Source organism: Candidatus Microbacterium phytovorans (assembly GCA_029202445.1).
GTDB classification, from domain to species: Bacteria; Actinomycetota; Actinomycetes; order Actinomycetales; family Microbacteriaceae; genus Microbacterium; species Microbacterium phytovorans.
In genome coordinates this window covers 2,832,289-2,846,885 of the sequence record CP119321.1, presented here as the reverse complement: position 1 = coordinate 2,846,885, position 14,597 = coordinate 2,832,289, and the positions used below count along the sequence as shown (strand labels likewise).

The window sequence follows — 14,597 nt, the reverse complement described above, 5'->3', positions numbered from 1 at the left end:
CGGCGGACCGGCCGCCACCCCCGGCGCCGACTCAGTCGAGCGGACGCGTGGTGGCGAGGTTGATGCCGGGCTCCTCGAGGGCGAGCGACTCCATGCCCCACTTCTCGAGGATGTCCATGTAGGTGCCGTCGGCGATCACGGCCTCCAGGCCGGCGAGGAGTGCGTCCTGCAGCTCGGTGTTGTCCTTGGCGATGACCATGCCGAGGTACTTCTGCGGGAACGACTCGATCGACGCGTAGTTGATCGGGGTCGGCGCCGTCTGGTTCAGGTACGCGGCGGCAGACGTGCCGAGGATCATGAAGTCGACGCGACCGGAGTTGAGCGCGTTGTAGGTGTCGGCGGCGTTCGGGTACTCCTGGATGACCACCGGGTCGAGCCCCGCCTCGGCGCAGGCCGGGTTGAGGATGTCGTTGACCTTGTCGATCGTGTCGAAGCCGGTCTGGGCGCCCATCGTCTCGCCGCAGAGGCTGAGGTCGTCCCCCTCGGTGATCGGACCGTCGTACGACTCGATCGTGACGACATCGGTCTTGTCGAAGATGTAGTTCACGAACGACACCTCCTGCTCGCGCTCGGCGTTGTCGCTGATGCACTCCATGGCGATGTCGTACCGGCCGGACTGGACGCCCGGGATGAGGCTCGCGAACTGGGTGTTCTCGACCTCGAGGGTGACGCCGAGCTTGGCGGCGATGGCATCCCACAGGTCGACCTCGTAGCCGACCATGACGTCGGACCCCTTTTCGAAGAACTGGCACGGCGGGTAGTTGGCGTCGGTCGCCAGGGTGAGGGTCTCACCGGCGAACGGGGTGGACACCTCGGCGGCGGTCGTGGTGGTCTCGTCCGGCGACGGCGTCGCGGCGCTGCAGGCAGCGAGGGCGAGTGCCGCCGTCAGGACGATGCCTGCGGCGGCAGCGGTGCGAAGACGTGCAGTGTGCATGGTCTTACCTCTCTGTGGTGCGTCTTTGTCGGGTGATGCAGGATGCGCCGCGGCCGTTCGGCATGGGTTTCGGGACCCCCGTTCCCCGGGCTGAGCCGAGGAGTTGAGAGCCATGCTAGGAAGCCGAAATCGCGATCCGAAGGGGTGGAGCAGGTGCCCGAGTCCGGGATTTCAGACCTGCCCGGCGGTCGTTTCGACGGTGTTTCCCGGCGATTCCGCCCGCGTACCGGGTTTCTCTGAGGGCTCTCGGGAAACAGTCCGAGATCCCGGACTCGGCGTACCGTGTGGCCATGAGTGACATCCCCGCCGCCCGTCACGCGCTGCGCGTGCTCCGGTTCGTCGCGAGTCAGAGCGGTCCGGTCCGCGCCTCCACCGTGATGCGCGAAGTGGGGCTCCCGCGCTCGACGACCTTCCAGCTCATCAAGGTCATGCAGGAGGAGGGCTACCTCGTGCACTTCCCGGAGGATCGCGCCTACGGCCTCTCCCCCCTCATGGCGGAGCTCGGCAACGGCTACCTGCGCGCCGGAAAGGTGAGCCGACTCGCCGAGCCGCTTCTGGAGAAGCTCGTGCGGCGCACCGGGCTTCCCGTGGTCGGTCACCTGGGGGTGCTGCACAACGACGACGTCGAGTACGTCGTCAAGCACGCGGCACCGCGCGCACCCTCACTCGTCACCGACATCGGCGTGCACCTGCCCGCGCACCTCACCGCGACGGGGAGGGCGATCCTCGCGGTGCTCCCCCGCGAACAGGTGCGCGCGCTGTACCCGCATCCCGCGAGCCTCACGACGCGCAACGGCCGGGGCCCCGCGACTCTCCGCGAGTTCGAGGACATCCTCGCCGAGACGCGTGCGCGCGGCTACGCCGTCGAGACCGGGGAGGTCACGCCGGACTGCGCCTCCGTCGCCGTCGCAGCCCTCGACCACAACGGCTATCCGGCGGCAGCGATCGGCATCACGTTCCGCAAGATCGCCGTCGACGCCGGCATCTGGCCGCAACTGGGCGCCGCCGCGCAGATCTCGGCGGGCGCACTGTCCATGCGGCTGCGCGGGAAGATCTAGCGGGCGCTACGGGCGCACGGCGCGGGCCAGCAGCAGCGCGACCGGCACGGCGGCGAGCCCGACGAGGGCGAGGATGCCGAACACCGCGGTGTAGCCGGCGGCACCCGTGACGACCAGCGCCACCCCCGCCGTCACCTGCGCCCCGATGCTCCCGCCGATGTTGCGGATGTTCGTGTTGGTGCCGCTGGCGGATCCGCTCTCGTTCTCGGGCACGATGCGCACGACGAGCACCGCGAGGTGCGTATAGACGAGCCCGACTCCGGCACCGGAGACCATGCTGCCCACGATCACCTGCCACGGCTCGGCGTGCAGGAGCAGCAGCAGCGACTGGCCGATCGTCCCCAGCACGGCGCCGGCGACGAGGCATACCCGCTCCCCCGGCCACTGATGCATGCGGGAGGCGAGCAGGCTGATCACGAGGAACATGGCCGTCTGCGGCAACAGGTACAGGCCCGACTCCTGGATCGTCGCGGAGAAGCCGTACCCTCCCTCGGCGGGCGCCTGAACGAAGGTCGGCAGGGTGATCATCCCGCCGAAGAGGATGAAGCCGAAGAGCAGCGCCAGGAGGTTCGCGTACATCACGGGTCGGGTGGTCATGAGCTGCAGGTTCACGATCGGCACGACGGCGCGGCGCTCGACGGCGACCCAGACCGCGAATGCCGTGGCCGCGACGAGCGCCGCGGCGATCTCGCCCACGCCCCACCCTGCCCTCGGCACCTCGGAGATCACGACGAGCACCAAGGTGGTCCAGAGGGCCAGCAGCACCGCTCCCCCCACGTCGATCGGCAGGCGGCGTGCGGCGGCGTCGCCGGGGACGACGGCCCACACCGCGACGGTAGCCGCGCCGACGACGACCGCGCCGACGGCGAAGACGCCCTGGGTGCCGACGACGTCGTGGATGGGGCCCACGGCGACCTGCCCGACCCCGCTCCCCACCGCGATCATCGAGGAGATGATGCCGATCGCACCCGAGAGCCGCGCGGTCGACAAGCGCTGCCGGGCGAGCCCGAAGGCGAGCGGAAAGACCGCACCGCCGATGCCCTGCACGACGCGGGCGGCCAGGAGGTGCGGATAGGCCGGCGCGAAGGCCGCGCCGATCGAGGCGACGCTGAAACAGAGGAGCACGATCCGGAGCACCCGCGCACGACCGAACATGTCGCCGAGTCGGCCCGCGATCGGCGTCGCGACGCACGCGGCGACAAGGAAGCCGCTCACGAGCCACGCGGCCTGCGAGGCGTCGATGTCCCACTCTTCGCGCAGCACCGGAAGGAGCGGCGTCACGAGCGACTGCATGAGCCCGTAGCCGAACGCCGCCACGGCGAGGACGGCGACGAGGCCGCGGGGCGGCCGAGCCGCCGCGTCAGGCAACGCCGAGCGACTCCTGTGCGGCCTCCCACACGGTCTGCCAGCCGGGGGCGAGTTCCGCGGCGCGGCGGCAGGACAGCACGAGGCTGGCTTCGCGGGCGATGCCGCGCCCGGCGATGTCGAACGCCGTGCCATGGTCCACCGAGACGCGCACGACCGGCAGGCCGACCGTGATGTTGACGCCGTCATCGCCGTAGACCGCCTTGAAGGGGGCGTGTCCCTGGTCGTGGTAGCACGCGATCACCACGTCCCACTTGCCGCGGACGGCGGCGGGGATCACGGCGTCGGCGGGCAGCGGGCCGTGCGCGTCGAGCCCGCGTTCGCGAGCGCGTCCGACGGCAGGGGCGAGGATGTCGGCATCCTCGTCTCCGAAGATGCGGTTCTCGCCCGCGTGCGGGTTCAGGCCGCACAGGCCGATCGGTGTCTGGGGCTTTCCGAGGGCGCTGACGAGTGCGCCCGCCAAGGTCAGGACGTCATCCGCACGCTCGGGCGTGCAGTCGGCGATCGCCTGCTGCAACGACACGTGAGCCGTGAGATGGAAGAGGTAGAGGTCGCCGGCCGACAGGACGAGGCTGTAGTTCTTGACGTCGAACTCGTGTGCCAGGAGCTCGGTGTGCCCCGGCCACTTGTGTCCGCCGGCGTGCATGGCAGCCTTGTTGAGCGGTGCGGTGACGATGCCGTCGACGTCTCCGTCGCGGGCGAGTCGGCAGGCCGCCACCACGAAGCGATAGGCGCCGTCGCCGGCCGCCGCGCTCAACTCGCCCACCGGCACGTCGGCGAGGGAGCCGCCCACCTGGATCAACTCGATGAGATCGGGGTCGTTGCGCGCATCGCGCGGAGAGTCGATGACCCGCACGGCGGTCTCGTCGAGCCCGGCCTGACGGATGCCGAGGCGCATCGCGTCGAGGTCGCCCACCACGACGGGCACGCATATCTCCCGCAGTTCCGGGTGGGCGAGGAGCGTCTTCGCCGTGATCTCGGGGCCCACCCCGGCGACGTCGCCGAGAGTGACCGCGAGAACGGGAAGCGGAGCGGAGGGCGAAGTCATGACTGTTCCTTCTGAGGGGTGGCGAGACGGGTCGTGTACGGGGTGGCGAGGTCGGGGTGGCGCAACGCGGCGACGAGCTCGATGAGGGTGTGGGGGTCGCCGAAGCCGCCGGACTTCGTGGCGACGCGGATGCCGTCGGCCGCGCCGCCGACGATGATCCCGGTGGGAATGCCCTCCCGGAGGCTGCCGTCGAGGACGATCCGACGGGCACCCAGGTGCCGGAGGGCGGCGAGCGCGCCGTCGCCTCCGACGAGGACGAGCGCGGCGACCGGATGGGCCGTGTGCGCGGCGACGACCGCCGCCGCGACGCGTTCACCGAACTGGCGGGCGGCCGCATCGGGCGCGAGGGGCTCGGTGGGAGCGGGCACCACGATCAGGGCGGCTCGGTCGGCGGCGTTCAGCTCGTCGAGCTGACGCAGGGCCATCGGGTGCAGGGAGCTCGAGGCGACCACGATCGCCCCCGACACGTCGGGGCTGCCGGTGGCGGCGGCACGCGCGTCGCGGTCGGTCGGAGCCCCCACGTCCACGAGGCGGGCGAGGAGACCGGCGGACCCCACCGCGAGCAGCTCGGGGGTGTCGAGCACGCGCCGGGCGAGGCCGGCCAGCTGGGCGTCGTCGGCGGCGTCGGCCACTTCCACGTCGGCGCTCGGCCAGGCGACGCGCAGGTCGGCGGTCACCGGCGGCGCGACCGGGTCGTCGGCGGCGGGCGAGGCCGTCGACGCGACACCGTCGACGAGGACGACACCGCCCTCGACGGTGCGGCCCAGAGCGGGATAGGCGGTGCAGACGAGCGCGCGGGCGTCGGGCCGCCGTGCGCGGAGGGCGCGAAGCGCGCCGTTCACCTGCGGGCCGATCGAGCCGCGACCGGCGGAGTCGACCTTGAGGTACACGCGGTCGACGCCGGCGAGCAGGAGGGCCTCGACGGCATCCGCGGTCACGGCATCCGCCGCCGCGACATCGAGGTGCCGCGCCTCCGTCACCAGGACATCGACGCCGTGCGGCGAGCGATCGTCGAGTACCCCGCCCCCGGCGGAAACGTGGACGCGCACGGCGAGGCCCGCGCGGGTGAGCTGCACGCCGGCGTCCGCCGCGCCCGTCAGGTCGTCGGCGACGACACCCCACGACGCTCCCGCGTCAGCGGCCGACATGGCGCCACCCCGCGTCGAGGTGCACGTGCTTGATCGTCTGACGGAAGAACGTGTACGCCAGGTCGAGCGACCCGTCGGGCCGAGGGAGGACCACCGGGTAGGAGAACTCCCGGTTGAGGCGGTCGCGCGAATTGTTGGTCAGGCAGTAGCCATCGCCCTGCTCGAGGTCGGTGAGGACGTCCCAGGCCTCGCCGTCGGAGGACGTCGCGAGGGTGAGCGGTGCACGCGGCGCACCCCAGAAGGCGCGGCGGGCGTCATCCGCGAGGGCGACGACGGATGCGGGCGCCGCTTCGAGCCCGCCGTCGTCGTCGATCTCGTCGTACAGCGACGCGCGGCGGGCGTCAGCGTCGTCGCGGCTGCTGTGGTTGTAGATCAGGACGAGATCGCCGTCTGCGAGCCCGGCGTGCTGCAGCGAGGAATTGTTGTTCGGAAGGGCGGTCTGCTCGGGAGAACTCCACGTGTCGCCGTCGTCGAAAGACACGGAACGGTAGACGCGATCGGCCCAGCGGCTCCGGAAGGTGGCGTGCAGCACGCCCTCCGCGCGGTCGACGATGCTCATGTGGACGGCGCCGAGACTGCCCGGCACCTCCACCGCCCGCCAGGTGCGGCCGCGATCGTCGGAGAGCATGACCGCGCTCGTGTCGTGGTCGCCGGTCCACCGCTCGCCTTCCTCGCGCGCACAGCGGAAGATCGGCAGCAGCCAGCGACCGGTGGTCGTGACCACGAGAGGCTGTCGGATGAAGACGCCGCCTTCCGCCGTCGCGTCGAAGAGGATCTCGCTGTCGCTCCAGGTGGCCCCGTCGTCGGTGGAGACACGTCGCCGCACCTGGGCGGTGTCCTGGTGACCGCCCGACTGCGACGTGTAGAGCAACCACACGTCACCGTTCGGTGTCGTGAACAGCACGGGGTTCTGCTCGGAGCGCTCCGGGTCGTCGGTCAGTCGCACCGGAGCCGACCACCGCTCCGCGCCGGGGCCGAGGCGCGAGAACCAGATGCAGATGTCGCCCACGCCCTCCTGCGTGCCCCCGAACCACACGAGCCCGAGGTCGCCCCCGGGAAGGCGGTGCAACATGGCGGCGTGCGCCTGCACGGTGGGCACCGCGAGATAGGCGTCGGTGCGGCCCGGACGGTCGCCCGGACGCAGGACACCGTCGAACAGGGCGCGATCGGCACGCGTGACGACATCGCGCTGGGCCGCGTATCTGCTGGTCATGCGCCACCCCGTGCCACCGACAGGTGCGAACGCGCCGCCGCCTCCAGGTGGGTGAGGTCGGACGCGATCGATACGAACCGGAAGCCCGCATCGAGGCGTTCGCGAGCGATGTCGCCGGAGGCGGAGTGGATGCCGGGAATGATCCCGTTCGTCGCGCAGGCGTCGAGCACGCGGGCGAGCGCGTCGTCGAAAGCGGATGCCACCGAGGTGTCGGTCGACGTCGTGCCGCCGAGCGCGAGCGTGAGGTCGGACGGTCCGACGTAGAGTCCGTCCAGACCCGGAACGGCGGCGATCGCCTCGACGTTGGCAAGACCCTGCGGCGTCTCGATCATGGCGAACACGAGCACGCTGCGATCGGCCTCGGCGGGGGTGGGCCCGATGCGCAGCCCCGACCGCATCGGACCGTAGGAGCGGATTCCGGCGGGCGGATACCGGGTCGCAGCGACAGCCGCCGCGGCATCCTCCGGGGTGTTCACGAGCGGCACGATGACCGCCGCCGCGCCCGCGTCGAGTGCGCGCCCGATGGGCGTGGCGTTGTTGGCCTCGACCCGCACCACGCCCGCCGGCCCGTGCGCCGCCTCGATCGCGATCAGCCCCGCGAGCAGCCCCGAATAGCCCAGGAGCCCGTGCTGCCCGTCGAGAGCGACGTAGTCGTAGCCGGTGAGGGCGAGCCGCTCCGTGGACACGGGGCTGTCGATCACGACCCAGTAGCCGAGGGCGCTGCCGCCGCTGCGGAGCCGCTCGGCGAAGGAGGAAGAGGAGGAGGTCATCGTCGTCTCCGTCATCGGTTGTAGGCGGGCATGGGTCCGCGGAGCGCGTCGCCGACGGCGTCGCACGCGGCCGCGACCTCGGTGTCGAGCGGCCCGCGGGACAGGGCGGCGAGGTTGGCGTCGAGGTGCGCCCGGCGCGACGCGCCCAGCAGGATCGTGTCGACCCCGGGGCGGCCGAGCAGCCAGCGCAGCGCGAGCTCCGGCAGCCCCACGCCCGCTTCGTCGGCGATGCGGGAGAGGGCGCCGATCGCCTCGAACATCTCGGCGTTCCAGTAGCGCTGCGTGTACATGCCCGCCAGCCGTGAGGTGCCGAAACGGCCCTCCGTCGGCTGCTCGCCCCACGAGTGGCGCCCGCTGAGCAGTCCCCCGCTCAGGGGGTTGTAGACCATGGTGCTGAGCCCGGTCGTCAGCGCGAACTCGCGGTACTCGTCCTCGATCCGTCGGGCGACCACGCTGTACACCTGCTGCGCGACGCGCGGACGAGGGATGCCGAGGTCATCGGCGATGGCCTGGATCTGCGCGATCTGCCACGCCGCGTAGTTGGAGACGCCGTAGTCGACGATCTTCCCGTCGCGCAGGAGACCCGCGATCGTCGCGAGGGTCTCCGCGAGGGGAGTGTCGCGGTCGGGCTGGTGCAGGTAGAACAGGTCGATCCGGTCGGTGCGCAGCCGCTGCAGGCTCCCCTCCACGCTCGCCGTGAGCGCCGCGGGCGACAGGGGCGGCGCGCCCGCGGCATCCGGGTGCGGGATACCGGCCTTCGTCGCCAGCACGACCCGATCGCGGCGGCCCTCGAGGAGTTCGCCCAGGATCGCCTCCGTCGCTCCGCCTGCGTACCCGTTGGCGGTGTCGACCATCGAGACACCGGCGTCGAGCGCGGTGTCGAGAAGGGTGCGTGCGTCGGCGGCGTCGACCGTGTCGCCGAAGGTCATCGTGCCCACCGCGAGACGCCCGTACGGACGGGCGGTCATGAGTCGCGCTCCGCCGCACGAGCGACCTCGACGGTCTCATCGATCAGGTCGATGAAGCGGCCCAGGCACTGCAGGTACGCATTGTGGTGCGCGTCCTCGGCGACCTCCAGCCGCGCGTGCGAGATGACGGTCGCAAGATTGCGCACCGGGTCCGCCATGAAGTCGTCGGCCCCCACGAAGAGCGCGACAGGGCTCTCGATGGCGGCGAGCCGGCTGCCGAAATCGGCGGCGAGCCACTCGTTCTCCGCCCACGGTCGCGGACGGAGGGAGTTCTCGATGGCGGTCGCCGTCGAGCGGATGCGTGAGTACTGCGCGATGATCCGCGGATTCTCGGCCGCCCAGTCGGCGTTGAAGTTGCGGGACTCCAGCCACAGGCCGTCGGTCAGCGGCGCCGGCGAGATCGTTCCGATCGGCGGGATCGGCCAGCCCATCCCGGTGGCGATGATCGCGCGCGCCCGGCGGGGATTGCGCGCGGCCCAGCGAAGGGTGGTCATCGCGCCCATCGACTGACCGACGATGATCGGCCGATCGATGCCGAGCGCGTCGAGCACGGCATCCAGCTCGTCCACCCGGTCGGGTTCGATCTCGTCCCGCGGCGAGTTGCTCGAGAAACCGTGGTTGACGCTGTCGAAGGCGATGACGCGGTACCGGTCACGGAGGCGCTGGATGTGCCAGTCCCAGCACGAGCCGGATGCCGAGCGTCCGTGCAGCATGACGAGGGGGTCCCCCGCACCACTGTCGGTGTAGAAGATGTCGGACTGGTTGATGTCGAGGAATGGCATCAGGCTCCCTTGAAGCTCGGCATGTTGGTGGTCACGGCGTCCAGTCGCTCGAGGCGACGCTCCCGCTGGCGGTCGGGGTCGATGACCGGGGCTGCGAGGACGAGTCGCTTCGTGTACGCGGTCTGCGGATCGGTGAGGACGCGCTCGGTCGGCCCCTCCTCCACGATCTGGCCGTTCCTGAGCACCACGACCCGCTGGCACAGGTGCTTCACGACGGAGAGGTCGTGCGTGATGAAGAGGTACGACAGACCGTTCTGACGCTGCAGGTCGACCAACAGGTTGATCACCTGCGCCTGCACCGACAGGTCCAGCGCCGAGACGACCTCGTCGCAGACGATGAGCTCCGGCGCGGGCAGCATGGCCCGGGCGATGGAGATGCGCTGACGCTGGCCGCCGGAGAACTGTCCGGGATAGCGGTCGTAGGCGGCGGCATCCAACCCGACGCTCGCGAGCATGTCGATCGCGCGGTCGCGACGTGTCGCGCGGTCGTCGGCGGGGTCGGCCTCGAGGGTCTCGGTGATGCTCTGACCGACGGTGCGATGCGGGTTCAGCGAACTGTAGGGGTCCTGGAAGATCGCCTGCAGCCGCCGGCTCAAGTCGCGGCGCCCCGTGGCGGGGAGGCCCGTGATGTCCTCGCCGTCGAAGAGGATCCGGCCCGACGAGATCGGCGTGAGTCCCAGCACGGAGTTGCCGGTCGTCGACTTGCCCGAGCCCGATTCGCCCACGACGCCGACCGTCTCGCCGCGCCCTACATCGATCGAGACGCCGTCGAGAGCGGGGTGCGCTCGACGTCGCCCCCGACCGGGGTAGACGACCGAGAGGTCTTCGATGCGCAGCAGCGGCTCGCCGGACGACGCCACAGGGGCCGCCTCGGTCGACGCGACCGGAGCGGCGTCTGCCGCCGGAGCGGTGGGTCGCGCCGTCGTCACGACGGCGGCGCCGGCCTCGGGGAAGATGTCGGCCACGGTGGGCAGTCGGGATCCCGCCGCCACCTCCGAAGGGTTGGCCGCCAGGAGGGCCGCGGAGTAGGGATGCTGCGGCGTGCGCACGAGGTCGACCACCGGCGCCTGCTCGACCATCTCGCCGCGATACATGACGAGCGCGCGGTCGCACGAGTCGGCGAGCACACCCCAGTCGTGGGTCACGATGAGCAGCGCCATACCGGTCTTCTCGCGCAGGTCGCGCAGCAGGTCGAGGATCTCGGCCTGCACCGTCACGTCGAGGGCCGTCGTCGGCTCGTCCGCGACGAGGAGTCGTGGCTCCCCCGCCAGGGCGCGGGCGATGCAGACGCGCTGCGCCATCCCTCCCGACAGCTCGTGCGGATAGCGCGCCGCGACAGCGCGGGGGTCGGGCAGGCGGACCATCGCGAACAGTTCGAGGGTGATGCGCTTCGCCTCGCGCCGGCTTACGCGGCGATGCTGACGCACCGCTTCGGCGACCTGCTGACCGGCGGTGAAGACGGGGTCGAGGCTCGAGATCGACTCCTGGGTGATGTACGCGATCCCCGTGCCGCGGATCGCGTTCATGCCCTTCTCGTCGAGGGCGAGGAGGTCGCGTCCGTCGAACCGGCAGGCATCGGCAGAGATGGTCGAGCCGGGAGGCGTCATGCGCAGCAGCGCGGTGACGAACATCGTCTTTCCGCTGCCCGATTCCCCGACGATTCCGACGGACTCTCCGGGCGCGACGTCGAGATCGACGCCCGAGACGAGCTTCGTGGTCCCGTCGCCCAGCGTCACATCCAGCCCGCGGACGCTGAGCAGAGCCGTCTCGGCTTCGGCGCCCGCGACCGGGTTCTGACCGCGGACGACCTTCGCGGCCATCGACCGCCAGCTCTGCTCGCCGTCGTCGGAGCGTGCACCGCGACCCATGTACGCGTCGCGGATCGCGTTGCCGAGCATGCCCAAAGCGAGCGAGACGAGCACGAGCACTCCGCCGGTGGGCACCAGCATCCACGGCGAGGTCATCATCGCCTGCTGCGCATCGTTGATGAGGTTTCCCCAGTTGGGCTGGGGCGGCTGCACGCCGAGACCGAGGTAGCCCAGGCCCGCTTCCGTGAGGATCGCGGCGGCGGCGAACAGCGTGACCTGGGTGATGGCCGGTCCGCTGATCGCCGGGAGGATGTGACGCCACTGCACCTGAGCGGGGGTGAGGCCCGCCACACGGGCAGCCGTGACGTACAGCTCCGTCTTGGCGCTGAGTGTCGAGCCCCGCACGACGCGGATGAGGCTCGGTGCCGACAGGATGCCGAGGGTGATCATGGCGGCCATCTCGTTCGATCCGAAGATCGCGAGAACCACCAGCAGCACGATGAGCCCCGGGATCGAGAGCATGAGGTCGACGAACCGCATGATGACGGCGTCGACGCGACCCCGGGCGGTGCCGGCGATGATGCCGACGATCACACCCAGCAGACCGTAGACGATGACCGCGACGATCGCACCGGAGAGCGTGACCTGGCCGCCGTGCAGCAGACGCGACAGGAGGTCGCGGCCGAGGGAGTCGGTGCCCAGCGGGTGGGCGGCGCTCGGACCCTGGTAGACCGCCGCGAGGTTCTGCTCGAACGGGCTGTAGGGGCTCAGGACGCCGGCGAACACGCACGCGAGAACGACGAGCAGGAGGAACAGCAGCGAGACGGACGCGCTCGGTCGGCGCAGCATCGATCGCAGGAAGTGGGGGCGCCGAGCGGGGCGCGCCGTCTCTTCGGCCAGCAGGAGCTTGGTGTCGGTCACGAGGTCACGACCTTCGGGTTGAGCGCGGCGTAGGCGACGTCGGTGATGAGGTTGACCACGATGACGACGAGCGTGAAGTAGACGACGACCCCCTGGATCACCGGCAGGTCGTGGCGGGCGGTCGCGTTGACCGCGAGGGTGCCGAGCCCCGCCATTCCGAAGACCTTCTCCATGAAGACGGTCCCGCCCAGCAGGGTCACCACGAGCAGACCCGTCAGCGTCACGACCGGCCCGGCCGCGTTCTTCAGCACGTGCCGGTAGAGGATCGAGCGGGGCGAGATGCCGTTGGCGCGCAGCGCCTTCACGAAGTCGCTCCGGAACGTGGCGACCATCTGGCCCCGCATCTGCAGGGCGAGTCCCGCGACACTGCTGGTCGCGAGGCAGAACACGGGGAGCACCAGCGAGGCGAACCACAGCTGCGGCGAGTCGGCGAACGGTACGTAGCCCGACACCGGGAAGAGCGGGATCGCGACGGCGAACACGATGATCATCACCGCCGCGAACCAGAAGCTCGGGATGCTCATGGCGATGAGCGACGTGGCATCCAGGATCCGCGCGAGCGCTCCGCCACGGATCGCGGAGAGCGCGCCGAGGAGCACGCCCAGCAGTACGCACGCGATGAGGGTGAGGAAGGCGAGCGAGAGGGTGACGGGGAGCCGGGAAGACAGCATCCCCGCCACGCTCTCGTTACTGAAGACAGAAGATCCGAGATCGCCCTGCAGAGCGCCGCCCAGCCACGAGGTGTACTGCACCCACAGCGGCTGGTCGAGGCCCAGCTGCTCCGTGATCAGCGCACGCTGCTCGGGAGTGGCACCGGTCCCGAGGATCACGCTGGCCACGTCGCCCGGCATGAGCGAGGCGAGCGCGAACGTGATGATGGACACGACGAACAGCAGGGGAATCGACCACAGCAGTCGGCGTCCGAGGACGATCAGGATCTTCATCGTGGGGGTCTCCGTCAGGAGGCGGGAGCCCAGGACAGGATGTCGAGCGCGCCGTTGGCGGCGAGCTCACCCAGTCCGGAGACACCCTTGGCGAACAGGAAGCTGTCGACGCTGACGACCGGCACGAACCAGGCGTCGTCGGACAGCGCCGTGTTGACCGCCTCGGCGGCACTCGCGACGTCGTCCCCCGCAGCGAGCGAGAGCGTGTCATAGGCCGCGGTGACGTCGTCGTTGGTGAGACCGAACGGGTTGAACACGGATGCCGAGGTGAGCAGCGCCTGCTGCGTCGTCACGTCGGCGTTGAGCGCGAACGTGATGGCGGCGACCTTGCCGTCGGCGATCGCTCCGAACATCTCGCCGGGCTGGTTGTTGTACGTCGTCAGTTCGGCCGTGACACCGATCGCCGCCCACTGCTCGACGAGGATCTGCGAGACCTCGGCGTCGCGGTTGTCGGTGTTCGTGGCGAAGGCGAGGGTGAATCCGTCGCCGACTCCCGCCTCGGCAAGGAGTTCCTTGGCCTTGGCCGGATCGTAGGCGTACGCACCCTCCAGGGCGGTCGAGTGACCGATGCCGCCCGGCGCGACGTACTGCGTCAGCGGCGAGTACGCGTCGCCGAGCGCGCTGGCGATCGCTTCGCGGTCGACGGCGTAGTTGAGCGCCTGTCGCACGCGCGGGTCGGCCATCGCGGCGTCGACGCGCCCGTCGCGGTCCATCAGCCACACCACGATCGAGAGCGGCTTGCCGGTGAGCACGTCGATGTCGCTCGACTCCGCCTCACTCACCTGCGCCTGCGAGGTGACGGTGCTGACGTTGATCTGACCCGTCTTGATGGCGCTGAGCGCGGTCTGGGCGTCGGGGATGACGCGAACGACGACCTTGTCGTAGTTCTGCGCGTCGGGGTTCCAGTAGTTCTCGTTCGGCGTGAACACGTAGCGGTCGCCGCTGACGGTGGCTCCCGCGTCGAGGACGTAGGCCCCGGCTCCGAAGGTGGCGGTGCCGAGCTTCTCGGCATCCTTGAGTCCCGCCGGGCTAATGACGTTCCCGTAGTTGGTCATCTGGCTGAAGACGTAGGGAAGGATCGGGTTGGGCGTGCTGTAGGTGATGCGCACGGTGTCGTCGTCGACGGCCTCGACGCTCTCGAGCGCGTCGATCGTGGAGTGCAGGGTTCCGGGTGTCGCGACGTAGTACTCGATCGTGTCGACGACGGACTCTGCGGTGACCGGTTCGCCGTCGGCGAAGGTCGCGTCTGCGCGGAGGGTGAGCTCGAAAGTCGTGTTGTCGTCGCCGACGTACTCCCACGATTCGGCCAGGCCCGGGCTGAACGAGCCGTCGGCCTGCTGTCGGATGAGCGGCTCGTACGAGAGCCACTGCACGATCTGCTGGAAGTCGCCGCCGTTCTTGGCGGGGTCCAGGCTCTGCGGCTCGCCGTTGATGGCGATCGTGAGGGTGTCGCTCCCCCCGCCGGTTCCTCCGCCGCCGGCACACCCGGACAAGACCAGCGCGACCGAGGCGGCGACGACGGTCACAAGACCCACGCTCCTCGGAATCCTTCTCTGCGCGGACATCGCGCCTCCTATCACCATCGATCGGGTTGTTCGCTGCAGCACCGCAGCCTGTACATCATCACCCTTCTGCTCG

At 70.4% G+C, this 14,597-nt stretch carries 12 protein-coding genes; 1 reads left to right on the top strand and 11 read right to left on the bottom strand.

The window, feature by feature from the left end; all coding sequences use genetic code 11:
* Nucleotides 1-31: 31 nt before the first annotated feature.
* Nucleotides 32-934 carry an ABC transporter substrate-binding protein gene (locus P0Y48_13515; protein WEK13459.1) on the bottom strand — a complete coding sequence of 301 codons (903 nt, stop codon included), beginning with the start codon at nt 932-934 and terminating at the stop codon, nt 32-34.
* Between the two features lie 290 nt (nt 935-1,224).
* Here P0Y48_13515 and P0Y48_13510 point away from each other — a divergent pair, with 290 nt between their 5' ends.
* The gene (locus P0Y48_13510) at nt 1,225-1,992 is read left to right on the top strand and encodes an IclR family transcriptional regulator (protein ID WEK13458.1); all 768 of its coding nucleotides are present in this window, start codon (nt 1,225-1,227) and stop codon (nt 1,990-1,992) included.
* 6 nt (nt 1,993-1,998) lie between these two features.
* Here P0Y48_13510 and P0Y48_13505 read toward each other — a convergent pair whose 3' ends face one another.
* From P0Y48_13505 to P0Y48_13460, 10 genes are read right to left on the bottom strand one after another with little or no spacing between them, the layout of a single operon-like run.
* Complete coding sequence (locus P0Y48_13505) at nt 1,999-3,360, bottom strand: MFS transporter (protein WEK13457.1); 1,362 nt, start codon at nt 3,358-3,360, stop codon at nt 1,999-2,001.
* Nucleotides 3,353-4,405 (bottom strand): 4-hydroxythreonine-4-phosphate dehydrogenase PdxA, encoded by a 1,053-nt coding sequence (pdxA, locus tag P0Y48_13500; protein ID WEK13456.1) that lies wholly within the window; start codon nt 4,403-4,405, stop codon nt 3,353-3,355. The genes P0Y48_13505 and pdxA overlap by 8 nt, the downstream gene beginning before the upstream one ends.
* Complete coding sequence (locus P0Y48_13495; GenBank protein ID WEK13455.1) at nt 4,402-5,553, bottom strand: four-carbon acid sugar kinase family protein; 1,152 nt, start codon at nt 5,551-5,553, stop codon at nt 4,402-4,404. The genes pdxA and P0Y48_13495 overlap by 4 nt, the downstream gene beginning before the upstream one ends.
* Nucleotides 5,540-6,766: an exo-alpha-sialidase gene (locus P0Y48_13490; GenBank protein WEK13454.1), complete on the bottom strand. Its 1,227-nt coding sequence runs from the start codon at nt 6,764-6,766 to the stop codon at nt 5,540-5,542. The genes P0Y48_13495 and P0Y48_13490 overlap by 14 nt, the downstream gene beginning before the upstream one ends.
* Nucleotides 6,763-7,536: an aldolase/citrate lyase family protein gene (locus tag P0Y48_13485; protein ID WEK13453.1), complete on the bottom strand. Its 774-nt coding sequence runs from the start codon at nt 7,534-7,536 to the stop codon at nt 6,763-6,765. The genes P0Y48_13490 and P0Y48_13485 overlap by 4 nt, the downstream gene beginning before the upstream one ends.
* A gap of 11 nt (nt 7,537-7,547) precedes the next feature.
* Nucleotides 7,548-8,504: an aldo/keto reductase gene (locus P0Y48_13480; protein ID WEK13452.1), complete on the bottom strand. Its 957-nt coding sequence runs from the start codon at nt 8,502-8,504 to the stop codon at nt 7,548-7,550.
* Nucleotides 8,501-9,286 carry an alpha/beta hydrolase gene (locus tag P0Y48_13475; GenBank protein ID WEK13451.1) on the bottom strand — a complete coding sequence of 262 codons (786 nt, stop codon included), beginning with the start codon at nt 9,284-9,286 and terminating at the stop codon, nt 8,501-8,503. The genes P0Y48_13480 and P0Y48_13475 overlap by 4 nt, the downstream gene beginning before the upstream one ends.
* On the bottom strand, nt 9,286-12,015 hold the full coding sequence (locus P0Y48_13470; protein WEK13450.1) for a dipeptide ABC transporter ATP-binding protein: 2,730 nt from the start codon (nt 12,013-12,015) through the stop codon (nt 9,286-9,288). Before P0Y48_13470 ends, P0Y48_13475 begins: the two co-directional genes overlap by 1 nt.
* The gene (locus P0Y48_13465; protein ID WEK13449.1) at nt 12,012-12,959 is read right to left on the bottom strand and encodes an ABC transporter permease; all 948 of its coding nucleotides are present in this window, start codon (nt 12,957-12,959) and stop codon (nt 12,012-12,014) included. The genes P0Y48_13470 and P0Y48_13465 overlap by 4 nt, the downstream gene beginning before the upstream one ends.
* Nucleotides 12,960-12,973: 14 nt before the next feature.
* Nucleotides 12,974-14,494, bottom strand: coding sequence for an ABC transporter substrate-binding protein (locus P0Y48_13460; protein ID WEK13448.1), 1,521 nt, complete (start codon nt 14,492-14,494; stop codon nt 12,974-12,976).
* Between the last annotated feature and the right edge of the window lie 103 nt (nt 14,495-14,597).

What these genes read in the sequence shown, in the direction of transcription:
- P0Y48_13485 (WEK13453.1), bottom strand. Translation starts at nt 7,536, where the DNA reads ATGACCTCCTCCTCTTCCTCCTTCGCCGAGCGGCTCCGCAGCGGCGGC.
- P0Y48_13495 (WEK13455.1), bottom strand. Translation starts at nt 5,553, where the DNA reads ATGTCGGCCGCTGACGCGGGAGCGTCGTGGGGTGTCGTCGCCGACGAC.
- P0Y48_13490 (WEK13454.1), bottom strand. Translation starts at nt 6,766, where the DNA reads ATGACCAGCAGATACGCGGCCCAGCGCGATGTCGTCACGCGTGCCGAT.
- P0Y48_13510 (WEK13458.1), top strand. Translation starts at nt 1,225, where the DNA reads ATGAGTGACATCCCCGCCGCCCGTCACGCGCTGCGCGTGCTCCGGTTC.
- P0Y48_13515 (WEK13459.1), bottom strand. Translation starts at nt 934, where the DNA reads ATGCACACTGCACGTCTTCGCACCGCTGCCGCCGCAGGCATCGTCCTG.
- pdxA (WEK13456.1), bottom strand. Translation starts at nt 4,405, where the DNA reads ATGACTTCGCCCTCCGCTCCGCTTCCCGTTCTCGCGGTCACTCTCGGC.
- P0Y48_13465 (WEK13449.1), bottom strand. Translation starts at nt 12,959, where the DNA reads ATGAAGATCCTGATCGTCCTCGGACGCCGACTGCTGTGGTCGATTCCC.
- P0Y48_13480 (WEK13452.1), bottom strand. Translation starts at nt 8,504, where the DNA reads ATGACCGCCCGTCCGTACGGGCGTCTCGCGGTGGGCACGATGACCTTC.
- P0Y48_13475 (WEK13451.1), bottom strand. Translation starts at nt 9,286, where the DNA reads ATGCCATTCCTCGACATCAACCAGTCCGACATCTTCTACACCGACAGT.